Here is a 24,071-nt window from a genome sequence, read left to right as displayed (position 1 = left end):
CATGAGTGTGCCTTGTTCTCTAAAGCCGGTTGTATTGACCGTCCATCGTTAGCGCCACGCGCTACCGACCTGAATGTAGAAGGCGTTCTCCCCTTTGCTGTGGGCGACGTCGATGCCTACGGCCAGACCCAGCTTGGCGGCGATGAGATAGCGAAACCCTGCGCCGACGCTCACGACGGCGTCGGCTTCAGAGAAGGATTTCCACTTGCCCCACGCGCGTCCCGCACCGCTGAATCCCAGCACCGACCAGCGCGGTGTGACGTTCCAACGAACCTCGGCTTCGACCATCGCCGCGTTCTGGTCCTGATATCGCCCTTGCTGCACGCCGCGCAGCTTCACATAGGGCTGCGCGTAGAAAGGCGTATCGCCCGCCGAGAAGCGACCGTCGAGGCGCAAACCGAGTACCCAGTCGCGTGCGAGCGGCAGCCATGTGTAGCCGCGTCCGTTATAGGTCTCGAACGATTGGGAACTGCCAGCCCACGGGCGCGCGGCCTGAAGTTCCAGTTCCATATAGCTGCCGCGATTCGGGAAGAACATGTTGTCGCGCGAGTCGTAGTCGATCACCAGACCGACCTTGCCGATACGGCGCTGCGCATCGGGTAGACCGACCTCCTGCGCCACCTGTCCCGTGAAGTGCGTGTTCGAATCGAAATACGTGTAGCGCGGCCCGATGTACCAATGCGAGTGTCCGATGCGAAACAGCACCTGCTGCACAAGCAACCAGCCGTTCAACTGATATGAGCGCGGTGCGCTCGACAGACCGTAGTAGTCCGTCTTCATGTTCACTTTGGCGAGGCCGCCGAGATAGCGGATGGCGTCGCCACCCCACGTATGGAAGTGCATGAGGCCCGCACCCCATGTCCCGTTTTCGGTGTACATCCCGCCGACGGCGGTGATGTTCGGAGGTGTCATGACACCGGTTTCTTTTGCGTTTCTCGCGGCGTCCGCCATCGACTCGGAAAAGAACAGCAGCCCAACGCCGCCACCATATCCAATGGCCGGTTCTGTGATGATCATCGGGACGGGTAACGCGCCACGATGATTCAGCAGGAAATCGCTGGCATCGAAATTACTGTCGTCCTTTGAATGCCAGGACACTTTTTCTTTAGTGGGTTCGGTTAAGGTGCCGGGTTTATCGGGTGCAACAATCTGATCGGCCTGTTTGGCTGCGGCTGTGCCATCCAATGTTTGCGCGCTGACGGAAGTCGTTGCGGCGGCAATACACAGCACTAATACCGCAGCCAGGCTTCGCTGAAGGCACCCATGCGTCACGTAGCCGGGCATCTCTACGCCTCCTCCCACGACAGTCTCTGCATTGGCTGTTCGCTCTCCGGCAAAGAGAATGAAATTCAGTGATATTTAATTTTCAAAAATCTCAAATACGTCAAGCAAAGTAATTTTAATTACTAATTAATTACTCAATTAAACTGACTTTCAACAAAACACTAAGACATTTAACAAGCTTTAGTCAAAAATAATTTTTAAATTCCCGATAACCACCGGTGGTTGGGCGATTGACTCGGTTCGAGCGGCGATTGAGGCCGGGCGACGGGTTGCTAACGACCCGAATCGGGGAGTATTTTTCCTTGCTGGTCTGACGCGGACGGTGCGGTATGCTTACGCGATTCGACCAAAAGGAGACCCCATGCGCTCACCTCTTCGCGGCATCCGCCTGTCGGGTGTTTTGCTTGCTCTGACGTTGTCCGGCGTAGTGACGGCGGCCCGCGCCGACCTGACCGTTGGCATTGACCTGTCCTCGACTGGGCCGGCGGCCGCTATCGGTATTGCCAGCAAGAACGCCATGCAGCTTTGGCCTGACCAGATCGGTGGCCAGAAGGTGCATTACATCTTTCTGGACGACGCCTCCGATCCCGGCACGGCTGTCAAAAACGCACGCAAGCTCATCAGCGAAAACAAGGTGGACGTGATCGTCGGCCCGAACATCACGCCGAGCGCGCTGGCCATGCTCGACCCGATCTCGGAAGCGGAAACGCCGATGATCACGCTGATCGGTTCGGCGGTGGCCGTAGAGCCGCAGGACGCCAAGCGTCGCTGGGCCTTCAAGATGGCCGCCAACGATTCGGCCATGGCTGACGTGATGACCCGTTACATGGCCAACCACGGCGTGAAGACGGTCGGATTCATCGGCTTTGCAGACGCCTATGGCGATAGCTGGTTGAAGGAATTTTCGAAGTTCGCCGCGCTCCGCAAATTGCAGATCGTGGCGCAGGAACGCTTCAACCGGACCGACACGAGCGTGACCGGGCAAGCGCTTAAATTGATGTCGGCGAAGCCGGACGCCATTCTGGTGGCGGGTTCGGGTACACCGGCTGCACTGCCGCAGCGCACGCTCCAGGAGCGCGGCTACACCGGCAAGATTTATCAGACGCACGGCATTGCGACGTACGACTTCGTTCGTGTCGGCGGTAAGGATGTCGAGGGCACCCTGTTCCCGACGCAACCGGGCGTCGTCGCCAAGACGCTGCCGGACGGACATCCCGCCCGCAAAGCGGCGCTTGCGTTCACGAAGAAGTACGAAGCGAAGTACGGCGCGGACACCGTGACCCAGTTCGCGGCGGATGCTTACGGCGTATGGGATCTGCTCAACGACGCCGTGCCGCGTGCCGCCAAGGTTGCGGCGCCGGGCACGCCCGCGTTCCGTGTGGCATTGCGCGACGCGCTGGAGTCGACGCATAACCTCGCGATTCCCAACGGCATCATGAACCTGAGTCCGCAGGACCACGTCGGTCTGGATCAGCGTGCCGGGGTAATGGGACAGATCAAGAACGGCAAGTTTGTCTACGTCTCCGACTGATATCGGGAAACGGCACGATTGTCGGCGGTGCCAAGCCTGAGGTTTGGCACCGCCGGTGACGCAAAGCTGCCGAAGCGGGCTTGTGGCGGGAGAAAATTTCGGTCATAATCTCGCCTTCGTCCGGTGAGCCGTCAGGTTTATCGAGCGATTCACGCTGCGACACCGTTCGGTGTCGGCACACCCGCCCAGGTGGTGAAATTGGTAGACGCAGGGGACTCAAAATCCCCCGCCGCAAGGCGTGCCGGTTCGATTCCGGCCCTGGGCACCACGGCTTTTCCAAGACATCTGGCGATTCCGCCATGCTCCGCAATTCGGTTATTTCGTCGGCTCGACTTTGTCGTCGAGACGGTCGCGCACGTAATGCTCGGTCATTACCAAAGAGCGGTGGCCAAGTTGCTTTTGGGCCTTTCGAATATCTCCGGTTGACTGCGCTTTGTCGGTACCGGCTTTGGCCCGAAGGTCGCGACACTGGAATGCATCCTTAGCAACCCCGGCAGCCTCGCGAGCCGCATCGAATCGAGTTCGCAAGCCTCGCTGAGGCAGATAACGGGGGGCGCTAAATGGTCAAGAGCAAGTGCTTGTAAATGTCGTAGAAAATCATCGACGGCCCACCGCATGAGATGGGCCATCTACAAAATTACCTTACCAATTTCGGGTTCGCTCCGGGCTTAGGTGAGTGAAGTATGTAGTACGGACTGAACAATCGTTCTGTCGCCACCATCGCCTCCGCAAAAGTATCGAAGTAAATCGCATGGTCCGGGTCAGGTACATGCGCCCGTTGGATTTCTCTCTGCTCCTCATCCCACGCGTAGCCGAGGTAACGGGCATGCGCATGAAACCAAATCACGTAGCCCTTGCGGGGAAATGACGGCGGCAACGTTGGTACTCGCTGCTTGTCCTTGGACGCGTCGGTCTTCTTGGTCGAGCCAACATCGTGTGGCGTAATGCTGCGCTCGCTTGCGTCTGTCACGGTGCCTCCACTTGGATAGGAATAGTTCACTGGGGGACGTAACTCATCATGTCAGGCGCGCAGATACTTGCGTTTCAGCAACTTCCGATAAATTTTTCGGCTAAACGGCCAATGCGCCGGAATACCAAAGGCGGCGACCTGAATTCAGAGGGGCGGGCACGTGATTTGATAACTGTTGATAAGAATGCTAGAGTGACCACTGACCTAGCCAACTCCGACAGGAGGGAAATCATGATCAGTGCAGAACTCGGGCGCTCGCTTGAGGAGTACGTCGCGGAACTGGTGAAGCGGGGCCGTTACGGTTCGAAGAGTGAGGTGTTGCGCGAGGGGGTCCGTCTGATTCAGGACCGTGAGTCGCAGCTTGCGGCGTTGGATGCGATGGTTGAGAAGGGCATTGCAGATGCCGCAGCGGGTAAGGGGCAGCCAGCCGCTGATGTGTTCGACCGCCTTGAGAAGAAGTATCAGGCAAAGGTGGACGACGAGGGATGATCGTTCACTTATTGCCCGAAGCCATCGTAGACCTTGAGACCGTTGGTGATTACATCGCGCTGGACAATCCGCGCCGCGCAGTAGCATTCATTCAAGAACTGCGGGACAGGTGTTTGAGCCTCGCAGACATGCCGTACGCCTTCCCCGTCGTGCCGCGCTATGAGCGCTTCGGTATCCGACATCGCGTCTACGGCAACTACCAAATCTTCTATCGTGTGGTCGAGTCGGACGAGCGTATCGACATCGTCCACATCCTGCACAGCGCACGAAATTACGCGGCGATTCTGTTTCCCTGATGGCATCAATTGAAGTGCCGAGGATAAAAAGTGGTGCTGCGAATGTCCTCGAAAGCCCCCTAAACATCCCGCAATAAACCGCTGGAATCACTAGCGACGCAGTCGTTCATCCCGTCCGACGGCTCAGTCCTGTTCCCGCGCCGCACTCACCGCCCCCGACATCTCGTCGACCACGACAATCTTCTCCAACGCATGCCGGTCTTGCGACATGTGGTAGTACCGCTTCATCCTGCCGTGAATGTCGCGAGCCAACAGAACGTGCGTTGCGTCGACGGCGATGTCCTTCGCCTTGCGGATGTCCGGCGCTTTCACATAGAAGTCTCGCCTCACCCCATCGATGACCGGCATGGCATTGGTCAGCGCGCGACGCGTTTCCGGGGTCATCTCCGATTGCAGTGTCGCATCCATTTCACGGGGAGAAGGTCCGAGCGCGTGAGACGGCAATTGTCCCGCCATCGGGCGCGCACGCATCAGCCCTCGTGCCATTCCCAAGGCCGCACGGCGCGCCGAAGGCAGCACCAGGTTCAGCTTGTTCAGCGTGCTGATCCATTTTTGCCCTTCACCGGAATTCCCCACGGGGTTCAAGTCGGCGTGATGCGTCGCCACGACGAGGTTCGGATGCCTGTAAAGACTGCCGAAAATACCTCCGTCGACGCCCGTCTTTCCACCGAACGCGTTTTTTCTGAACTGCGTCCCCGACTCTTCATAGCTGCCGCTGATGTCGTTCGAGCATCGAACATAGTCCGCAATCGAGGAAGGCAGGATTCGCCTGCGCGTCCCATTCTCCACATCGACCTGCACGCCACCACTGCGAAACACCCCGGCAACGTTCGCCATGTCCTCCGTGTTCACCATCACGGCGCAGGCTCTGCAATAGCTAAGAAAGGCATCCTCGGAAAGCGCTCGCCTGCATGACAAGGCGAACTCGGACGTCAGTCCGCCGGCACGTGTCGAGTTAGCGTCGACGAATGCCTTGCCATGTTTGCGCATCGCATAAATCGTCAGACTATCCTCATCCACAAAGCCCGAGGCATCCAGCGTCGCCAGCAATTGCCGGTTGCGACTCATTGCCTGGTCAGGCGGACAAAACTCGAACTCTCCGGCGGCCATGGCTTCATTGACGCTCAACCCCGGATTTCTCGTCAACGACTTCATCATCTCCAGGAAGCCATCGAACGGATCGCTGCCCGACGGCGTGTGAATCTGAATCAGCATCCAAGTTGCAAGCGCACCGATGTTCACACTCGAATTGAACGGACGGCCGTCGGGTGCGAGCGTGGCATCGTTATAGGGGAGCGTAGATGCTTGCATCCCGACGTATCGACCGTAGCGCTCAGGCTGACCGCCCATCAACCGAATCGCCAGCGCCATCGCCACCGGTTTGGACATGCTCTGCTGCGAAAAGCGGTGATGCATATCGCCAACGCTGACGATCTTTCCCGTGCGCGTGTCCATCAAAGAGATAGCGCGCTTTTCCGCACACGGATTCGTACCGGGAATGCCTTGAACGGGACGCCCTTTGCCGACGGGTGCAGCACGCGAACGAATCACTTCGCTCAGCAGCGCAGCGTCCACGACATACGATTTCCGATAGACCGCCGAAGGCGAGATGTCCTCTCGCGCCCCCTCACTCACGTTCCGAATGTGCATCAGGTCGGCGATCATCACGCGACCGGCAGGATCTGCCTGACATGGTTGAAGATGCACAGAAGCAACGTCATCCACGGGAATCCGTGGGACAAAAGACAGAATTTTCATGATGCGGCGACTTTCTTGAACTCGGAGATATCTGGTCTCAACCTGTTCGATGACCCTATTTCTCTCAGAGCTTCGCCTTGCGGCAAGATCGCCGTGTGTCCCCGCCGTCATTGCGACGGCTTCGGCATTTCGAGAAGAGCATCCCTAAACGATGTTTTATTTCCCTAGGCTACAGGTACGACCAGGAAAGCCGATTCTATGGTTCGCTCATCGCATACTCGACGCGACAACCTCATCGGGTCCGTTCGCTACGGCTCGGCAATCAGGTCGCTATCTTCATAACATCACGTAATTTCCGAATCGGTTGATAGCGCGGAGATCTCGCGCCGAACGCTGCGCAGTCGTCGTCGGATCCCTCGCGCCGCGCGCAATACCGCGTAGCACATGGATCGAAGCGCTCACTACGTTTTCATATTCAATTGGGAAAAGCGCCGAAGCCTTGCGCGTGGCAGCGATCGGGCAGAACGATTCGGACGATGCTGAAACTCACGTCACTTCACGCCTGCCATCATGAAAACACCCTAACCGTACATTTATGGGAGACCTTCATGAACGCTTCTAAAGACGCGAAGACCGAGAAGAGCAGCGACGTCGTTAAGAAGAATCGCAAGCGCTGCGGAACACTGAACGTGCCGAAATCGTTAGCTCGGCAAGGCTACGTAGTTTGGTTTTATGAGCACGGGGAGTATCTGGGATTGGCGTGGAACGAAACGGCTTCGGAAATCGAAAAAGCGCACGTCACCGACGACGATCACGCGATCTACTTCGAAACGTTCGCGCAAGCCGCAGTGGCGTGCGACAAGTTCGTCAGCCCGTGCCGCGTGCTCCATTCGCCTGGCCCCGGCAAGCGGCCGAAACTCATGGGCTAATCGCGGCGGACGGTTCGCCGTTTGTGGCGGGCCGTCCGTGCCTGTAGACGATCTGACACGGTTCGCCCGAGTGGGTGCTGCGGCGTCTGCACGCGCACCGTTTCGGCGGCGATCCCAACCTTTGGGTGCGCGTCACGTCGGCCTTGCGCCCACGCGAGAACCGTCGGCGACTACGGTGGGCTGATCTTCGAGAGAAAGTGCGTCGCGGCAACAAGCGCTGTGCCGACCGTCACGATGGTGCCGATTAGTCGCCAGGTGAGCACATGTAGTTCGCGATGTAACCCGGCACCCAGCGCGTGCATGTCCGATCTGACCGACGCGATCTCACCTGCTATTTCGCTGCGGACTTTGCCGAACTCCTGATGCATCTCTCGGCGCAACTCTCCAAACCCCTGATGCATCTCCTGACGCAACTCTCCGAGCCCCCGATGCATCTCCTGACGCACCTTTCCGAACTCCTGATGCATCTCCTGCCGTACCTTTCCGAGCCCCCGATGCATCTCCTGACGCACCTTTCCGAACTCCTGATGCATCTCCTGCCGCACCGTTCCGAACTCCTGATGCATCTCGCTTCTGAGGCCGCCAACTTCGCGATGCGTCTCGGCACGAACCGTGCCGAACTCCCTAGCAAGATCCTCCTTGGTTGCCAGGGTCGGTAACACCGCCTCGACGGACGCAATTCTTTCATGCAACCGCATCTCATCGTGCTTGTGCCGGGCATCCGCGTGCCCTACTTTGAACCGTGTAATACGTGAATCAATTTTCCGGAGTGTTCCCATCTTCATCTGCACCTTCTGTCGCATCGTCGCCCTCACCTCGCAGGCGTCGACACGTTGGGTAAACGATGTGCAGTGAAGGCGCTTTCGTGCGAAATATGCGGCTTTTTTGCGATCGTCCGGCTCCGCTGCGCTCGCGCCCGTCACTGCATGAGAACCACTCTATCCCGCTGCGCTGTGCTTTCGGTTCTACGTAGTCGCCGACATAGGTGCGGCCAGATGAGCCACGATCTCTTGCGCCGTCGCCCGCGCGCTTCGCATGACGCCGATCAGCGTCGCCGACGCATACCCCGTCCACTCGCCGTAGCCAACCAGCCATAGTCGGGGCTCATCGACGCTCCTTGTCCCGGTGACGCGAATCCGCCCATCGGCCTGCGCAATACCCAGGCCGCGCAAATGACCCAGCGAAGGCCGAAATCCGGTGCACCAGATAACGACGTCGACCGTCGTATGCGTCCCGTCTTCCCAGACGACACCGTCCTCGACGAATCGCGCGAACGGACGCACTGTGCGCAACACCCCACGCGAACGCGCTTCAAGCACCGACGGCACCATGACAATGTGCCCCAGCCCGCTATCGGGATACGGGTCCGGCAAGCCTTGCTGCACAGCCTGCCAGCGTGCCGTTGCGCGTTCGAACAGCACGCGTCCGTCGACGTCGTCCGGTAAGTAAGACGGCGGACTTAGCGTGACCCAGGTCGCTTCGCTCACCTGCGACACTTCGGCATAGATCTGCGCCCCCGAATTGCCACCACCGACGACCAGCACGCGCCGCCCGCGCAGCCCCTGCGCCCCCGCGTATTCGGCCGAATGCATCTGGAGTCCGCCGAACGCATCCTGCCCCGGATAGGACGGCACATACGGCGAACGCCACGACCCCGTTGCACTGACGACAGTGCGGGCCAGCCAGTCGCCGCGATCGGTACTCACCCGCAATCCGTCTGTCTGTGCGACGACGTTCGTCACGTTGACGGGACGCATCACCGGCACCTCATAACGCGCTTCGTACTCGCGCAAATACGTCACGACCGCGTCTCTCGACGGGTATTGCATCTCGCCGCCGCGCATCGGCCACCCCGGCAATGACGACCATTGCGCAGGCGAAAAAAGTTGCAGCGACGGCCACGCCCGTTGCCATGCGCCGCCCGCGGTCGTCTGATCGTCCAGCACCTGATAGTTCACCTGCCATCGACGCAGGAAGTACGCCGTCGCAAGCGCCGACTGGCCGCCGCCGATCACAAGCGTATCGACGTGCCTCATCGAAGACGACGAAGGCAAGGATGACGAAGGCGGCGCTGCCATCTCTTGCAGGCTCATGCCCCCTCCTCGTCATCCGCCTGCACACGCGGCCCCACCTGACGGAAGTAGCGTCCTGGCGATTCTCCGAAGGCACGCCGGAACATGGCGATGAAATTGCTGGGGGTCGAGTACCCGAGCGAATCGGCAATCGTACCGACGGGTTCGCCGTTTGCCAGCCGTTCAAGCGCACTCACCAGACGCGCCTGTTGCCGCCACTGCGTGAACCCCATCCCCGTTTCCGCCACAAAAAGACGCCGTGCCGTGCGCGACGACACACCGGCATGCTGGGCCAGCGCCTCCAGCGAGGTCTGCCCGCTCAGATCGTCGAGCACGGCACGCGCCACACGCGCTACGCGCGCATCGGTCGGCATTGGCAGCCCGAGCGGCTCGGCAGGTGCGCGCGCGATCTCATCGACCAGCACCTGCGCAAGCCGCATCTCCTCGTCCGTCAGCACGTCTCGCAGCGCCCACGACACGGCCCGTTTGACAAGCGCCGCCAGCAACTCCGACACGCCCACCACAGAGGGCGTGGACGGCAATGTCGTCGCAGCCGCTGGCGTCACCAGCACGATCCACCCGCTCACCACGCTCGATAGCGACACGCGATGCGTGACACCGGGCGGAATCCATCCCGCTCGGTAGGGCGGCAACACCCACGCGCCGAACGGCGTATGCACGTGCGCCAATCCCGCGTGAATACAGAACAATTGGCCTCGGACGTGCGAATGCCAATCCAGCTCGCGCGTGCCGATCCTGAACAGACTTCGCTCGTGATCGCGCCCGCCGAAGGCCCAGACGGGCGGGCCGTCGAGCCGGTCGTTCGGCTTGTAGCGGGCGAACGGCGAGTCGTCGAGTTGCATCAGCCCCACGTCGGGTTTCCTGCGCGGCAGGTCGAGAGAATCGGTGCTCATACGTTTGTCCGATGTTTGTCCGATTTGCATTGTTTTATGACCAAACAATGTTATCAGGTCAAACGCGAGCGCGCGGACAATGAGCGAAGTGCCACTGCTGGCCGCCTCATGACGGCCCATCGAAATCATGTCAGTCTTGCATGTCAACATCATCGGCGCGGGTCTGGGCGGCCTGTGCCTGGCGCAGGGCCTGCGCCGCGCGGGAATCTCGTTCGATGTCTACGAGCGGGATCCCGCCCCCGACGCCCGCTTCCAGGGGTATCGCCTGCGCATCGACGCCAACGGCCTGGATGCCCTGAGCGAATGCCTGTCCGACGGCGGCATCGACCGCGTGCGCGAGCGTGCGGCCGTGGCGCGCGCCGGCGGGCGATTCGTCACCCCTCAACTCGAAGACGCCAAGGTCGTCTTACCGCCTAGCTGGCACGACGCGCACACCGATTCGGCCGTCACAGACCATCGCCAGCGCACCACGACCGGCGCCGCGCGCCCGACGCCGCATGCCCCCGACATCCCCGGCGACGTCAGCGTCCATCGCCAGACGCTTCGCGAAATTCTGCTCGACGGCATTCTCGATCGTGTGCATTTCGGCAAATCGTTCTCGCGCACGACCACGATTGCCGACGGCCGCCGTATCGCCCATTTCGACGACGGCACGCAAAGCTTGCCGGGGCTCGTGATTGCAGCAGACGGCACTCAATCCCGCGTTCGCGAATACGTGTTGCCGGGCATGGCCCCTCGCGAGACGGGCGACATCTGCATCTACGGCCTCACGCCGCTGTCGACCGCCCTGCTCGTGCTGATGGACGCCCACGGCGAGGCCACCATGATGGAAGGCAGCACCGTCGTGTTTGCCGACGGATTTGCCGTCATCGTCGAGGCGATGCTGTTTCGTCGTCCGCTTCGTGGCGATATGGCCCCCGAGACAAAGCGCGCACCCGCCCGGATGCCCCTCTCGCCAGTCTCCGACTATCTCTATTGGGCGTTCATCGGTCCGTCGCGAACGCTGCTCGGCCCTGCGTACACCTGCGCGGAAATGCCGGACGCCATGCCGCTCGCGCGCATCGAGTCGATGACACAGTCATGGCACCCGCATCTCGGCTCGCTGTTCTCGCACGCGGTCCCCGAAACGGTCCGCGTGTCGCCCGTGCGCAGCACCGCCAGCCCGCTGCCCTGGCAGATCGACGGTGTGGCCGGGCTGGGCGATGCGGTCCACGCGATGAGCCCCGCCGGGGGACTTGGCGCAAACACGGCGTTGCGCGACGCCGCGCAACTGACCCGGCATCTGCGCACGGTCGCCGACGGCCACGTGCCGCTCTGGCAAGCCATCACCGCCTATGAGCGCGACATGTGCGAGCGCGCGCGCGAGGCGGTGCGTCTTGCCGATGCTGGCGCCGCACTGCTCAACGCGCGTCGCGGCCCGTCGCCCGCATCGACACGGCAATCCGCCGATCTGATGCATTTGTGAGACGACCGCGATCCCGTGTTACTTTTACGGCAACGTTACTGCGCGTGAGGAGTGACTATGTACACCGTAATGGGTATCACGGGTCGCGTTGGCGGCGTGATCGGACACGATCTGCTCACCGCCGGCCTGCCACTGCGGGCCATTGTTCAGGACCCCGTCAAATCAAGTCGATGGGCCACGCTTGGCGGCGAGATCGCGGTGGCGGAGAACGGTGACGCCGATGCGCTGACCAACGCCTTTCGTGGCAGCGAAGCCGTCTTCGTCATGCTCCCGCCGAACGCCGACCCGGAACTCGACTTCTCGCACGCTCGGCACCTGATCGACGCCATCGTCAAAGCACTGAGCGCCACGAACCCCAGGCGGGTGGTGTGCCTGTCGAGCATTGGTGCCGATTGCGACACTCCCAGCCTGATCACCGCGCTGCGTCTGTTCGAAGAGGCGGTGCGCGGGGTACGCTCGCCCGTGACCTTCCTGCGCCCTGCATGGTTGATGGAGAACTTTGCGTGGGACATTGCGCCCGCCCGGGAACGTGGCGAGCTGCCGAGCTATCTGGCACCGGTGGACCGGGCCATTCCGATGGTGTCGACGAACGACGTCGGCCATTTTGCCGCACGTGCGATGCAGGAGGATTTCGACGGCGAACGTATCTGGGAAATCGAAGGACCGGAGCGTTACTCGCCGGACGACATCGCCGCTGCTTTGGCGCGCGCCCTCGTGCGAGACGTGATCGCCGAGGCCGTACCGCGTGCAGGGTGGGACCCGCTGTTCCGCGCGCAAGGCATGCGCAACCCGCTGCCGCGCATCCAGATGCTCGACGGGTTCAACGACGGCACTTTCCAGTTTCGCGACAACGGCCGGCATGTCATGCGCGGAGACGTCACGCTGCTCGACGCGATTACCGCGCTGGTTCGGGAAACCTGAAGTCGAGAGTGAGCGTCTATGGCTTCATGGCCCGCTCCTGACGCCCTTCGGCTCGGTCACTGTGCCGAGCCGCACACGGGCGTCTGTGCGAGCAATGCAGGCCATCGCGCAGCCCACTCGCCGTCGTGCGAAAGGCCGGAGACGACAACCGTCTTGACGCACTTCCCACCGACAGCCGCCGCATAGCGCTTCTCGACGTCCGGGGGCACCACAGTGTCCTGTTCGCTGCTGAAGTGGATCTGAGGTATCGTCGCGACTCGCGTTGCAACGTCGATCGGATTGAGCGACGCCGGCATCGCCGACACGTTATGCATGCGGTTCACATACTCGACATCGAGATTACCGGCGACCGTCCGAAGCGACGCGACGTCCTGTCGTCGGGCGGCAATCAGCGCGACAATCGCGCCACCGCCGGAATAGCCCACGAGCGCCAACCGCTGCCCGGGCGCGCGCGCCGCCATCTTTCCAACGGCCTCGTTCATTGCGTCGATGACGTCCGGCGCAAAGCGCTTGCCGGTCCAATACTGCACCCCGCATGCCGGATTCAGTGCCATTGGCGTGAACTGACAGGGACGCGCGAGATACACCACGTTGGGCGATTTATCGGCCGCCGCAAGGGCGAGCCCCGTCGCAGCGACGGGCGTCGGATCGAGCGACGGCTCCGTTCGCGACAGCCACGCCAGTCCGTCGCCTTCGATATAGACATTCACCGGCGCGTCGGTCTTCGTGATGCGAGAGAACACCGTCAGCACGAACGGTCCGCCCGTCACCGTCTCACGACGCAAACCCGCCGGGTCGGCCAACGCCTGAGCGTGGGCATCGCGATCGAGGCTCGCGCAGCCTGACATCAGCACGGTGGCAACCAGACACGCGAACCCACCGAGCAAGGCCTTAATTTGCATCCTGCAACTCCACACCACGTCGTTGCGCGACAAAGGCGGCGAGCGCCCGCCCCATCCGATCAATCACAGGCCCCCACGCTGCGCGCTCGGACTGACGGAACAGTGTCATCCCCGGATACCACGGCGAATCGTCGCGACCGAGCAACCAGCGCCAGTCGGGTACAAACGGCAGCAGCACCCAGACCGGCCGCCCCATCCCGCCGGCCAGATGCACGGGGGACGAATCGACCGAAATCAGCAAATCTGCGAGATGCAAAATGGCGGCGGTGTCTTCGAAGTCACGGATCTCGTCGCTCAGCGACACCATCGTCATGCCTGCCGGCGGCGTTTGCGCCTGCGACGAAGCGGGTCCTTTCTGGATCGAGAGGAACGTTGCACCGCTCGCGCCGAGCGGCCCAAGCTGATCGAGAGATACGGATCGGTTGCTGTCGTTCACATGCTCCGGGCGTCCGGCCCAGACTGTTGCGACCCAAGGCCGGGGAACGTCGGCCAGACGCGCGCGCCAATGGGCGATGCGCTCGGGATCCGCACTGAGATACCCGACATCGCCGGGCAAATCGGTGAGTTTGAGGCCCATCGCCATCGGCAGGCTCATCAGTTCGCAATGCTGGTCGAAGGTGACGGGCAACGTGCCGCGTCCGACGATGTCCGCCTCGCCCCACATCCGTCGGGCAATCGACAACGTTTCGGGATTCACCTCGAAGATCACCCGCGCCTGACTGCGCTCGCGCACCCACCGCGCCATGCGCATGAACTGGAACGTATCGCCATATCCCTGCTCGTCGTGGATAAGCAACGTCTGTCCCGGAATCGGCTGACCGTCCCAGCGCGGACGCTGGACTTTGCGCTCAATCGACTGCGTGTGTTCGAGGCTGTAGCGATAGCGGTACTCTTGCCAGCCCCGCTCGAAATCGCCCAACAGAAGCAGGGATTCGGCCAGATCGAACCGGTTGGACAAATCACCGGGGACCTGACGCGCGAGCATCGCCAGCACGTCACGGCCAGCCTCGGCTTTACCCTGTGCGCGCAAGGCCATCGCGAGCAGACGCCAAATCGACATGGGCGCAGCGCCCGCCGCCACGACATCGCGCAGCAGCGCCTCTGCGCCTTCGAAATCCTGCGCCGCAATGCGTTCGGATGCCGCTTGATGAACGGATGCGTGATCGTGCAACGTACCCGCCTGCGATACCTGCGACGCCTGCGCGTCAGGTGCCCCGGCGGCGTCACGTCTCGCAATATCCGCTTCGACCGCCGCCAGCGCGGCCTGCACGTTGGTGCTTTGGGGCAGTAACCCGATGGCGGCTCGCGCGCTGACGAGCGCTTCGTCGAGGCGTCCGACCAGACGCAGCACGCCCGCTCGTGCCACCAACGTCGAGGGATGCTGCGCAGCGAATGCCGACATCACTTCCACGACCTGCAACGCAGCCGCAACATTGCCGCGCGAGAGTTCGATATCGGCCAGATTCCGATAAGCGTCGACAAAGTTGGGCGCCAGTTCAATGGCCCGGCGCGCCAGTCCCCCCGCCTCGTCGAAACGTTTCTGCAAGCTCAACAGCGACGCCAGATTACTCAGCGTATCGGCACGCCGGGGATCGATTTCCAACGCGCGGCGATAATGCGCTTCGGACACGCCGAAACGTCCCAGCAGTCGTGCGGTATTACCCAGATTGTTCTGCGCGTCCGCCGATCCCGGTTGAAGATCCCCCACACGCGTCAGACACGTCAGGCTTTGTTCGAGCTGACCGGATTCCTGCAATGCGATGCCCAGATTGTTCCATCCGGGCGCGAACGCGGGATCGATCTCGACGGCGCGACGCCCCGCCGCCACGGCATCCGTCAGACGCCCCGCCTGACGATACATCTCCGCCAGATCCGACCAGCATGCCGCATGCACACCCGGTGCCCGGCACGTGGTTGTCAGATGCTCGATCGCCATGTCGCGCTTGCCGTAAGCATGCGCCATCAGGCCAAGGAGATAGTGCGCGTCGGGGTGTTCAAATGAGGCATCCAGTACACGTCGGCACAACATTTCGGCCTGTGCCGCCTGTCCGGCTTGCCAATGGGAATTCGCCAGCGCAATCGCTTGCGCAAAAGTGAGCGTCCCGGCAGCAGCGGGCGACGACGACGCACCGTGAGGCGACGGGGAGGAGGGGGCGGAAGACATCGGATGACGTTCGGGAAACTCGGGAAGCCGTGGGCACTGCGCGATACTTCCACGGCGGTCGCAGCCATGTCAATGACTGCGACCGCCGATACCGTCTGAAGGTGTCAGACGATCAGAAGCGCTGCTGCACGCGCACGATGCCCGTGTGCGACACGAAGCCCGAGCCCACTTGCAGATCGTAGCGAACGGACGCACTCAGATTGTTCGCCCGCATCAGCGTCACACCCAGCGACATTTCGGCCAGATCCGACACCGGGGTCGCCCCCACCGTCGTGAAGCCGGTTTGCCCGGTCGGGTCTGCGGCAAAGCTCGCGCCCGTGGTCTGACGCGTGCGGTTGTACTCGTGCACCCAGCGCAGACCAAGCTCCGGCGTCCACGTGCCCGACGAGGTCTCGAACGGCATGGCAATCTTCGCGCCCAGAGCACTACGCACCGAACTGCTGCCCGCACTGCCGACCGACAAGGCCGTACCGTTGCCACCGGTTTCCGTGTAGCTGTTCTGATTCAGGTAGCTGTACGTGATGCTCGCGAGCGGGGTGACGATGGCACGGCCCAGCGCAAGCGGCCAGCCGAATTCGGCACTGGTTGCGTACTGCTGACCGTTGAAATTGCCGTTGGCCGCGCCACTGAAGCCCTGCATCGAAACCAGACGCGTCGAGTTGTAACGTTGCAGCACGACCGAACCCGTCAGGTTCACGTACCACGGCTCACCCGTGTAGGCGGCATAACCGATCAGGCCATAGCCGTTGACGCTGGTCTGATTGCCCGACGTACTCCCATCGTTATTGATGACGGTGCGCGAGAACTGGAACGCACCGCCCGCGCGCACGCGATCGCCGAACGCACGGTCGGCCCCCACCAGCAGGCCCCCATAGTTGGCGCTGTAACCGTCGACATTCTCGCGAGCATTCTGGCTGGAGTGACCGCCGAACGCCTGGCCCCACACGCCCCAGTTGGCCGCGCTGTCGCCGGTCGCCACACCCGTGCCACCCGCTTGTGCCACACGCAGACCGTTGACGTGCGAGTTCACGAGGTTCATCGAACCGAACGTCGCAGCACCGGCTGCCCGCGCGTTCTGCGCGGGTGCGAGCTGCTTGCCGACGCGGTTGGCCGAATCGGCCGAACGGTCGCTCAGCGAGCCGAGCGTGGCGTTGAACAGATTGAGCAACTGCGGATCGCTCACACCGGTGTAACCCAACAATCCGCGCAGGGCCGACGTCGCATTCGGTGCCGACGCGATCGTCGCGTTCGTACGCGGATCGAAGGCTGGCAAGCCGCCGTTGTTGCCGTTCCCGGCTTCGGGGTTGCTGCCCGTGCCACCGGCATTGCCCGAGTTGCCCGAGTTACCCGTATTGCCGCCGTTGTTGATACCGCCGTTGCCGCTGCCGTTGTTGGCACCGGTGCCGTTGGCCAGCGTCACCACCAGATTCTTGTGTGAACCGTTTGCTACCTCCGCACCGCTGGCGTCTAGCGTCGTCGAACCATTGACGCGATACACCAACGAGCTGGCGTTGTAGTTCGCCGTTCCTGCCGTATCGATCACGACATAGCGCTGACCGGCGGCAAAGTTGTAGCCCAGCGATTGCAGCGCCACGCTCGACCCGGCGGCAAGCGTCGTATTACCGCTCACCACGAGGCGGCCATACCCGCTGTCGGTCGCCGGATCGCCAGTGGTCACGGCATTGCTAGCCACGCCGATTTGCAGCGTTGCGCCTGCGGACTGCGCGTAGTTACCCGAGACCTGAATCGCCTTGTTGATCTGCAACACCGACGCTTCGTTGTATGCAGTGCGCGTGCCAGCCAGATCGAAGTTGTTGCCCACAACGAGGTTGCCGCCGTTAAAGCGCACGTCGGCATTGGTGCTGACGATCGTGCCGCCATACGTTGGGCCGAAGCTCGTGATCGTGCCGAAGGTGCCATCCGTTGCACCGGCAATGCGCAGATCGTTCGGCGAGCGGTTGATGATCCATCCCGCAATCGTGCCCGCGTTGTTGATCTGACCGATCGACGACGAGACGCTCTGGTTCGAGATAGCGCCGCCCAAACCGGTGATGAGACCACCGGAAAGGTTATTGATGACGCCGATCGAATTCGCGTTGTAAATCCCGTAGTAACCGGCCGTCAGCGTACCCGCGTTGTTGATCTGGCCGATCGTGCCCCCGGTGCTCACACCGTTCGCCGTCCCCCAGTCGTTGTTGATGCCCGTCGAATAGCTCGTGTCCGTCGCCTTGATGCTGCCACCGGCGAGGTTGTTGATCGTGCCGATGGAACCACCGTAGTTGCCTACACCGGCAAACTGACCGACCACGGTGCCGCTATTGGTCAGCGTGTCGAGCGTCGTGCGCGGCGAGACGTTGCCCGACGGCAGGAGCATCAGGCCGGTGTAGCCGCTGATCAGACCACTGTTATTGATCGAACCGATCTGCCCGGTGTTCGCCAGCCCCACAATCGTCGACGCCGTCGGGGCCGCCGAGATGGTGCCGGTATTCACAACCGACGTCAGAACACCGGCATTAATCACGCCGAACCGGCCGCCGGTGATCTGTCCGGAGTTCTCCAGACGCGTCAGCGCGGTCACGCTGTTCACGCCAGCCATGTTGGCCGAAAGCAGCGTGTTTTTGTTGAGCAACGTGCCGATGACACCGCCGTTGTAGATCGCCGAATCCGTCGCACCGGCCGCATGAATCAGGCCGTTGTTCTCGACGCGATCGATACTGCCGCCATTGGTTCCGACGGACAGCGCGGAGGTTCCGGTCAACGTGCCGTTGTTCGTGAGCGTGCCGAGCGAACCGTTGATCGATCCGTAGGTCGTGCCGGAGATCGTCAGGTTGGCGCCATCGTAGGCCCAGTCCGGCGTGCCGGTTGCCGTGCCCGGCGTCAGCGGCCACGTGCCAGCGATGGTCCCGATGTTAGCCGGTGCGAAGATCGTCACCACGAGATCGGTGTTACTGCCGTTACCGACCTTGGCACCGCTGGCCGCGAGCGACGGATAACCGTTCACGGCATAGCGCAGCGTGCCTTCGTTGTAGATGGCCGAACCCGCGGTATCGATCACCACGTAGCGCTGACCCGCCGCGAAGTTATAGCCCAGCGATTGCAGCGCAATGCTCGATCCCGGCGCAATGTATGTGTTGCCCGAGACGAGCAGACGGCCGTAGCCGACATCCGTCAGCATGCTGCCCGTCGCCAACGCGCCGTTGGCCACGCCGATTTGCAGCGTGCCCGCGGCAGCCTGCGAGTAGTTGCCCGCGACACGAAGCACGTTGTTGATCTGCAGCACCGACGAATCGTTGTACGCCGTGCGGGTGTTTGCGAGATCGAAGTGATCGTCCACCACCAGCTTGCCGCCGTTGAAATGTACGTCGGCGTTCGTGCTGACAATGGTGCTGGAATAAGTGGGGCCGAAACCGGTCAGCGTGCCGAACGTGCCGTCGGTCGCACCGCTGATGTACAGATTGTTTTGCGAACGGTTGATGATCCAGCCCGCAATCGTGCCCGCGTTGTTGATCTGGCCGATCGACGCCGTCGGTGCCTGATTCGAAATCGCACCGCCAATCCCCTTGATCACGCCACCGGCAAGGTTGTTGATCGTGCCAACCGCAGCATCGTTGTAGATGCCGTAGTAGGTGCCCCAAATCATGCCCGCATTCTTGATAAGGCCGATGGTGCTCGACGCGACGTTGCTCACCGCAGCGACGTCCGCAGTGAGGCCTCCGGTGGCGAGAATCTGGCCGCCCACCTGGTTGTCCAGCGTGCCGAGATAGGCGTTGCTGTTCAGCACGCCCTTGTTCGATCCGGTGATCGTGCCGCTATTGGTCAGCGTGCCGAGCGCCGCATTGGCCAAACCCGTCTTGCTAGAGATCAGGCCGTAGTAACCGGAGATCAGCCCCGTGTTCGTCAGCGCGCCGAGCTGCGCCGAGTTCAGCACGCCGTAGGCGTTGGCTGCCTGAATCGTACCGGAGTTGAATACCGAGGTGAGCGTGTTGCTGTTGTTCAGCCCCTGCAACGCACCGGTCACGGTGCCCGAATTTTCAAAGCGGGTGATCGTGCCGCCATTGCTGACGCCACCATAGGCCGCCGTCGACACAGAACCGCGATTGACCAGCGTGCCGATGGTCCCGCCGTTGTAAAGGCCCGAGCTGGTGTTGCTGGTCGCAGCGATCACACCGTCGTTCTCGACGAGACCGATGTTGCCCCCTGGGGACGTCGAGAGTGCATAAGCGCCCGTCAACGTACCCGAGTTCGACAGCGTCCCCATGTTGCCCGTGATGGTCGCAAACGAGGTGCCGGCAATCGACAGGTTCGTACCGTCGTAAGCCCAGTTCGGCGAAGACGACGGCGTACCGGCCACCAGCGTGTCCGTGCCGCCCATAGCGCCCACAAAAGGCGCCGTCACCGTCACGACCAGATATTGATGCCCCGAAACCGGAAGGCTTGCACCGCTGCCTGAGAGGTACGGATAACCATTGACTACGTAGCGCTGCGTGCCTTCGTTATAGGTCGCAGCCCCCACCGTATCAATCGCGACAAAACGCTGACCGGCGGCGAAGTTGTAACCCAACGACTGCAAGGCGATGGTGGAACCCGGGGCGACCGTGGTGTTGCCAGTCACCTTCAGATAGCCGTAACCGGCGTCGAGGCCAACGTTACCTGTCGTGACGGCACCGTTGCCCACACCAAGTTGCAGCGTGGCGTTGGCACCCTGCGCGTAATTACCAAAGATGTAGGTCGGTTGGTTGACCTGCAACACTGAGGCATCGTTGAATGCCGTGCGCGCATTGCCAAGATCAACCATGTCGTTCAACAGGAGGTTGCCTCCGGTGAAGTGAACGTCGGCCAACGGACTGGCCAGCGTGCCGACGACTGAACCACCGAAGCCCGTCAGCGTACCGAAGGCCGTGCCCGCCGCACCGGCAATCGACAGGGCCTGCGAGCCGTAATACAGAATGCTGCCAGCAATGGTGCCAGCGTTGTTGATCTGACCGATCATGGCGTCGGTCGACTGGTTCGAAATCGCCGCCGTCGGTCCGGTAATCAGACCGGACGCAAGGTTGTTGATCGTGCCGATCGAATCGGTGTTGTAGATCCCGTAGAGGCCACCCGAAATCGTACCGGCGTTGTTGATCGCACCAATCGTGCCGCGATAGTCCGTGCCGCTGACCGCGCTGGCATTGGAAAGCCCAATGCCGATGATGGTATCTGTGCCGGCAATCTGTCCGCCAACGAGGTTCTCGATGGTGGTGATGGCCGTGCCATTGTTGGAGATGCCCTTTTCCGTTCCGGTGATCGTGCCGCTATTGCGCAGCGTTCCGAGTAGCGGATTCGGCGCGCTGCCCTTGACGGCAGCGACGCCGAAAATGCCCGAAATACGCCCGCTGTTGTTCAGCGTGCCGAGTTGCGACTGGTTGAGCACGCCATAGCCGGCCGTCGCGGCAATCGACCCGCTATTGATGGCCTCCGTCAACGTACCCTGGTTGTTCAGCCCCTGAAAGAACCCGGTGATCGTGCCGGTGTTTTCAAACCGGGTCATCTGACCGCCGTTGCCGATCCCGGCAAACGTGCCCGTCGTCACCGACCCGCGATTGACGAAAGTGCCGATGACGCCGCTGTTGTACGAGCCCGAGTTACTACCTGCATTGATCGAACCGGTGTTCTCGACAAGAGACACGTTCGCTGCAGCAGAGAACGACAGCGCGTACGCACCGCTCATCGATCCGGCGTTCGAAATGGTGCCGAGGCCACCGGTGATCGTCGCGAACGTCGCGGGCAACGAGCCCGAGATCGTCAGGTTGGTTCCGTCAAAGGCCCAGTTCGGCGACGTAATCGTGTCCGGCGAGCCGGAGAAGAGTTGCGTCACACCGTCCATCGTGGCGACAGGCGCCGGTACGGCAAAGACCGCCCCCGCGTTCATCGACGCGACTGCCACGGCAGCAACGGCAGCGGCCTTGCGCGCACGGCGACGGTCGACGGAACGCGACTTGCCGCCGTGGCCGCTCGCCACTTCGGAAGCCACCTGATACATGCCGAGACTGGCACTCCACACCACGCGGTAGATGTGATTCATTTGATCCCCAGGTTCTGATTCTTATGGTTGCTTGTCATGCAATCGATGCACGAATGACGGAATTCGGCACCGCTTCCCGGGCAACACACACGTGCAGACGCCAATACACGAACGCTTCGCTGCAAACGGCGAAGTGCTTCGATATCGATCAGGCGGAAATGCGGACGAGAGCGCGCCGGGAAAGCGACGCAACTGCGCTATAGCGCTAATGGAGGGGATGAGCCCGTTCGCCCGATGAGCGACGTGATTGAACGATCTGTGCGAAACACAGATGCACCGTTGCGGCGAGAAGCGGCACGAACCATTCGGACTACCCCGGTATTTTTTGCAAGCCGACTGCGCTTGTTATTTATCGTAATTTTTGATCAAGCGAATCCTTTCATACGCTTACCCGACTGTCAATCGATAAACGTCACAACTCAGAAACACCGTTGATTTTATTGAATTTGTTTTGACTCAACGCGATCGACAAGCATCGCCACCGTGCCGACCATTTTATAAAACCTATAAATATTTATCATTTTTCAGACAATTCAATGACTTATCCCGAATTAACTTGCTTTGCATACCGATATACATTCCATTAACTCTTACGGACAACTTACATCGCGGGTGTCCGTATCCGATTTTGACGATACGACGACCCGGCACGGCCTGGCCGCCAGCGAACCCATACGCATTGGGCTAAACTCATTGGCGTTTGCGGCACCTAGGCCGCGTCTTCCGGGAAGTCACGCATGAGCACGAACATCGAAACCATCGCCGTCAATCGCAACGACGGCGCCGCCGCGTCGCTGGGCGATTACGCAGGCAAGGTGCGTCTGGTTGTGAACGTCGCATCGAAGTGCGGTCTGACGCCGCAATACGAAGGGCTGGAGCGTCTGTATGAAGACAAACGCGCCGCAGGCCTGGAAGTGCTGGCGTTCCCCGCCAACAACTTCAAGGGTCAGGAGCCGGGCACCGACGCCGAGATCCTCGACTTCTGCACCACGCAATACAACGTCACCTTCCCGCTGTTCGCCAAGATCTCGGTGCTGGGCGACGACCGTCACCCGCTGTACAGCGCACTGGTCGACGCCAAGCCGGAAGCCACCGGCGAAGGCCCGTTCCGCGAGCGTCTGAAGGGCTTCGGTGTCGAGCGCGACAACCCCGCCGACGTGCTGTGGAACTTCGAGAAGTTCCTGATCGGCCGCAACGGTCAGGTCGTGGCCCGCTTCTCGCCGGACGTCAAAGCCGACGACCCGCGTCTGGTCGCCGCCATCGACGCCGAACTCGCGAAGTAATTACGCGTGCGCGCCGCGTAAAAACGCAAAAGGGGGCGATGCGCTACGCATGCCCCCTCATGCCGCGTCGTTTCCCCCCGGATTCGACGCGCTGCTACAACTCTCTGCCCATACTTAGCGCTTGGCCGTATCGGTCATGAACTTGCCGGTCGGCGCTTCACCACCCTTCTTCTGGCGACGCGTATTGCCGTCCAGCCCGCCATCCACCGCCCACTCGGCGAACACCGTCGGCCCCGGCTCGAAATCGCGCGGCTGCCATTCCGGCGTCAGGATGTCCTCGTCGGCGTAATACTCGATGAGCGCGCCGCACGGATTCTTGAAGTACCAGAAATACGCCGACGAAATCGGGTGACGGCCCGGCCCCAACTGCGTTTCCCAGCCGCAGCGGTCGATGTGCATACCGCCGCCGAACACTTCGTGGATGTCGCGCACAGTGAACGCCACGTGATTCAGCCCGCGCTTGCCATTGGGCAATGCCAGCAGGAACAGGTCGTGGTGGCCGCCGTGCGGCGCGCAACGCATGAACGCGCCGCGATCCGGATAACGGTCCGACAGCTCGAAACCGAGCTTGTCCTCGTAGAACTTCTGCGTGGCGGCGAGCGCGTTCGTGAAGAAGACCACGTGGCCGACTTCAATCGGCTGCGCACGCTCGTACACCGGACTCGGCGTATTCACGCGCTGCGCGGGGAGTCCCCACGGATTCGTCGGTGCGCCCTGCACGTCCAGCGCGCGCTTGGCAGTCACTTCGACTCGAACAGCCAGACCGTTCGGGTCGATGCAGCCCGTCGCACCATCCCTAAAGAAGTAACCCGGCTGATCGGCAAGACGGTCGGCGATGGCAGCCACTTCGTCTGCGCTCGTCACGCCCCACGTCACTTCGCGTAGCGTCGGCCCTTCCTCCATAGCGGGCGGCAACGACGGATCGTCGTGACGCACGGCAAGCACACGGCCGCCGTTAAGCGTTTCGAAGCGCACGCCATTAGCGTCGGCGGCGACCTCAGTCAGGCCCCAGTCGGCCAGAAACCGGCGGCAGGTGTCGAGGTCGGTGACCCCGTAGGTAATTTGCTCGATGCCCAGAATCGTCATGAC

The 24,071-nt window shown here is 61.7% G+C and carries 18 protein-coding genes, 1 tRNA gene and 1 pseudogene; 8 read left to right on the top strand and 12 right to left on the bottom strand.

What is annotated here, in order from left to right; genetic code table 11:
- Positions 1-48: 48 nt before the first annotated feature.
- Positions 49-1,098 carry a BamA/TamA family outer membrane protein gene (locus tag NTU39_RS07040; RefSeq protein WP_257959555.1) on the bottom strand — a complete coding sequence of 350 codons (1,050 nt, stop codon included), beginning with the start codon at positions 1,096-1,098 and terminating at the stop codon, positions 49-51.
- Between the two features lie 547 nt (positions 1,099-1,645).
- On the opposite strand from NTU39_RS07040, the gene NTU39_RS07035 reads away from it, so the two are divergent.
- Together NTU39_RS07035 and NTU39_RS07030 are read left to right on the top strand one after the other, a co-directional pair.
- A complete protein-coding gene (locus tag NTU39_RS07035; protein ID WP_039400156.1) occupies positions 1,646-2,815 on the top strand; it encodes an ABC transporter substrate-binding protein in 1,170 nt (389 codons plus the stop codon).
- A gap of 183 nt (positions 2,816-2,998) precedes the next feature.
- Positions 2,999-3,083 (top strand) — tRNA-Leu (locus tag NTU39_RS07030).
- A gap of 47 nt (positions 3,084-3,130) precedes the next feature.
- On the opposite strand, the gene NTU39_RS07025 is transcribed toward NTU39_RS07030, so the two are convergent.
- Positions 3,131-3,343, bottom strand: a complete 213-nt coding sequence (locus NTU39_RS07025) for a tyrosine-type recombinase/integrase (RefSeq protein WP_308340649.1) — start codon at positions 3,341-3,343, stop codon at positions 3,131-3,133.
- A gap of 109 nt (positions 3,344-3,452) precedes the next feature.
- On the bottom strand, positions 3,453-3,785 hold the full coding sequence (locus NTU39_RS07020; RefSeq protein ID WP_150665158.1) for a hypothetical protein: 333 nt from the start codon (positions 3,783-3,785) through the stop codon (positions 3,453-3,455).
- A gap of 231 nt (positions 3,786-4,016) precedes the next feature.
- Between NTU39_RS07020 and NTU39_RS07015 the strand changes: the two genes are divergently transcribed.
- Positions 4,017-4,274 carry a type II toxin-antitoxin system ParD family antitoxin gene (locus NTU39_RS07015; RefSeq protein ID WP_150665159.1) on the top strand — a complete coding sequence of 86 codons (258 nt, stop codon included), beginning with the start codon at positions 4,017-4,019 and terminating at the stop codon, positions 4,272-4,274.
- The gene (locus tag NTU39_RS07010; RefSeq protein ID WP_257959554.1) at positions 4,271-4,570 is read left to right on the top strand and encodes a type II toxin-antitoxin system RelE/ParE family toxin; all 300 of its coding nucleotides are present in this window, start codon (positions 4,271-4,273) and stop codon (positions 4,568-4,570) included. Before NTU39_RS07015 ends, NTU39_RS07010 begins: the two co-directional genes overlap by 4 nt.
- Before the next feature lie 123 nt (positions 4,571-4,693).
- Here the strand turns inward: NTU39_RS07010 and NTU39_RS07005 are convergent, their stop codons facing one another.
- Positions 4,694-6,439 carry a glutaminase gene (locus NTU39_RS07005; RefSeq protein ID WP_150665161.1) on the bottom strand — a complete coding sequence of 582 codons (1,746 nt, stop codon included), beginning with the start codon at positions 6,437-6,439 and terminating at the stop codon, positions 4,694-4,696.
- 365 nt (positions 6,440-6,804) lie between these two features.
- Here NTU39_RS07005 and NTU39_RS07000 point away from each other — a divergent pair, with 365 nt between their 5' ends.
- Positions 6,805-7,197 carry a hypothetical protein gene (locus tag NTU39_RS07000; RefSeq protein WP_246184637.1) on the top strand — a complete coding sequence of 131 codons (393 nt, stop codon included), beginning with the start codon at positions 6,805-6,807 and terminating at the stop codon, positions 7,195-7,197.
- Positions 7,198-7,367: 170 nt separating this feature from the next.
- Here the strand turns inward: NTU39_RS07000 and NTU39_RS06995 are convergent, their stop codons facing one another.
- The 3 genes from NTU39_RS06995 to NTU39_RS06985 form a co-directional block, all read right to left on the bottom strand.
- Positions 7,368-8,000 (bottom strand): hypothetical protein, encoded by a 633-nt coding sequence (locus NTU39_RS06995; protein WP_150665162.1) that lies wholly within the window; start codon positions 7,998-8,000, stop codon positions 7,368-7,370.
- 162 nt (positions 8,001-8,162) lie between these two features.
- On the bottom strand, positions 8,163-9,233 hold the full coding sequence (locus NTU39_RS06990; RefSeq protein ID WP_150665314.1) for an ArsO family NAD(P)H-dependent flavin-containing monooxygenase: 1,071 nt from the start codon (positions 9,231-9,233) through the stop codon (positions 8,163-8,165).
- A 53-nt stretch (positions 9,234-9,286) separates the two neighbouring features.
- Positions 9,287-10,132: an AraC family transcriptional regulator gene (locus tag NTU39_RS06985; RefSeq protein ID WP_150665315.1), complete on the bottom strand. Its 846-nt coding sequence runs from the start codon at positions 10,130-10,132 to the stop codon at positions 9,287-9,289.
- A 178-nt stretch (positions 10,133-10,310) separates the two neighbouring features.
- On the opposite strand from NTU39_RS06985, the gene NTU39_RS06980 reads away from it, so the two are divergent.
- Together NTU39_RS06980 and NTU39_RS06975 are read left to right on the top strand one after the other, a co-directional pair.
- Positions 10,311-11,648, top strand: a complete 1,338-nt coding sequence (locus NTU39_RS06980; protein ID WP_150665316.1) for an FAD-dependent oxidoreductase — start codon at positions 10,311-10,313, stop codon at positions 11,646-11,648.
- Between the two features lie 57 nt (positions 11,649-11,705).
- Positions 11,706-12,569 carry an NmrA family NAD(P)-binding protein gene (locus NTU39_RS06975; RefSeq protein WP_150665163.1) on the top strand — a complete coding sequence of 288 codons (864 nt, stop codon included), beginning with the start codon at positions 11,706-11,708 and terminating at the stop codon, positions 12,567-12,569.
- 56 nt (positions 12,570-12,625) lie between these two features.
- Here NTU39_RS06975 and NTU39_RS06970 read toward each other — a convergent pair whose 3' ends face one another.
- The 4 genes and pseudogenes from NTU39_RS06970 to NTU39_RS06960 all read right to left on the bottom strand — a co-directional run bounded on the left by NTU39_RS06970 (position 12,626) and on the right by NTU39_RS06960 (position 21,699).
- Positions 12,626-13,471 (bottom strand): alpha/beta hydrolase, encoded by an 846-nt coding sequence (locus tag NTU39_RS06970; protein WP_150665164.1) that lies wholly within the window; start codon positions 13,469-13,471, stop codon positions 12,626-12,628.
- Positions 13,461-14,642: a glycosyl transferase family 8 gene (locus tag NTU39_RS26900; RefSeq protein ID WP_308340669.1), complete on the bottom strand. Its 1,182-nt coding sequence runs from the start codon at positions 14,640-14,642 to the stop codon at positions 13,461-13,463. The genes NTU39_RS06970 and NTU39_RS26900 overlap by 11 nt, the downstream gene beginning before the upstream one ends.
- Positions 14,643-14,936: 294 nt before the next feature.
- Positions 14,937-15,500 (bottom strand): annotated as a pseudogene (locus NTU39_RS26895) (tetratricopeptide repeat protein); the annotation flags it as partial.
- 247 nt (positions 15,501-15,747) lie between these two features.
- On the bottom strand, positions 15,748-21,699 hold the full coding sequence (locus NTU39_RS06960; protein ID WP_257959552.1) for an autotransporter domain-containing protein: 5,952 nt from the start codon (positions 21,697-21,699) through the stop codon (positions 15,748-15,750).
- 737 nt (positions 21,700-22,436) lie between these two features.
- Here NTU39_RS06960 and NTU39_RS06955 point away from each other — a divergent pair.
- Positions 22,437-22,982, top strand: a complete 546-nt coding sequence (locus NTU39_RS06955; RefSeq protein ID WP_046291094.1) for a glutathione peroxidase — start codon at positions 22,437-22,439, stop codon at positions 22,980-22,982.
- 114 nt (positions 22,983-23,096) lie between these two features.
- Here NTU39_RS06955 and NTU39_RS06950 read toward each other — a convergent pair whose 3' ends face one another.
- Positions 23,097-24,068, bottom strand: a complete 972-nt coding sequence (locus NTU39_RS06950) for a VOC family protein (RefSeq protein ID WP_257959551.1) — start codon at positions 24,066-24,068, stop codon at positions 23,097-23,099.
- Between the last annotated feature and the right edge of the window lie 3 nt (positions 24,069-24,071).

The organism is Pandoraea commovens, from assembly GCF_024704525.1.
GTDB lineage: Bacteria > Pseudomonadota > Gammaproteobacteria > Burkholderiales > Burkholderiaceae > Pandoraea > Pandoraea commovens.
This window is presented reverse-complemented; position numbering and strand designations above follow the sequence as displayed.

Coding starts and splice junctions, on each gene's coding strand:
- NTU39_RS07035 (WP_039400156.1), top strand. CDS start 1,646: ATGCGCTCACCTCTTCGCGGCATCCGCCTGTCGGGTGTTTTGCTTGCT.
- NTU39_RS07015 (WP_150665159.1), top strand. CDS start 4,017: ATGATCAGTGCAGAACTCGGGCGCTCGCTTGAGGAGTACGTCGCGGAA.
- NTU39_RS07010 (WP_257959554.1), top strand. CDS start 4,271: ATGATCGTTCACTTATTGCCCGAAGCCATCGTAGACCTTGAGACCGTT.
- NTU39_RS07005 (WP_150665161.1), bottom strand. CDS start 6,439: ATGACGGCGGGGACACACGGCGATCTTGCCGCAAGGCGAAGCTCTGAG.
- NTU39_RS07000 (WP_246184637.1), top strand. CDS start 6,805: ATGCTGAAACTCACGTCACTTCACGCCTGCCATCATGAAAACACCCTA.
- NTU39_RS06995 (WP_150665162.1), bottom strand. CDS start 8,000: ATGCGACAGAAGGTGCAGATGAAGATGGGAACACTCCGGAAAATTGAT.
- NTU39_RS06990 (WP_150665314.1), bottom strand. CDS start 9,233: ATGAGGCACGTCGATACGCTTGTGATCGGCGGCGGCCAGTCGGCGCTT.
- NTU39_RS06985 (WP_150665315.1), bottom strand. CDS start 10,132: ATGCAACTCGACGACTCGCCGTTCGCCCGCTACAAGCCGAACGACCGG.
- NTU39_RS06980 (WP_150665316.1), top strand. CDS start 10,311: ATGTCAGTCTTGCATGTCAACATCATCGGCGCGGGTCTGGGCGGCCTG.
- NTU39_RS06975 (WP_150665163.1), top strand. CDS start 11,706: ATGTACACCGTAATGGGTATCACGGGTCGCGTTGGCGGCGTGATCGGA.
- NTU39_RS06970 (WP_150665164.1), bottom strand. CDS start 13,471: ATGCAAATTAAGGCCTTGCTCGGTGGGTTCGCGTGTCTGGTTGCCACC.
- NTU39_RS06960 (WP_257959552.1), bottom strand. CDS start 21,699: ATGAATCACATCTACCGCGTGGTGTGGAGTGCCAGTCTCGGCATGTAT.
- NTU39_RS06955 (WP_046291094.1), top strand. CDS start 22,437: ATGAGCACGAACATCGAAACCATCGCCGTCAATCGCAACGACGGCGCC.
- NTU39_RS06950 (WP_257959551.1), bottom strand. CDS start 24,068: ATGACGATTCTGGGCATCGAGCAAATTACCTACGGGGTCACCGACCTC.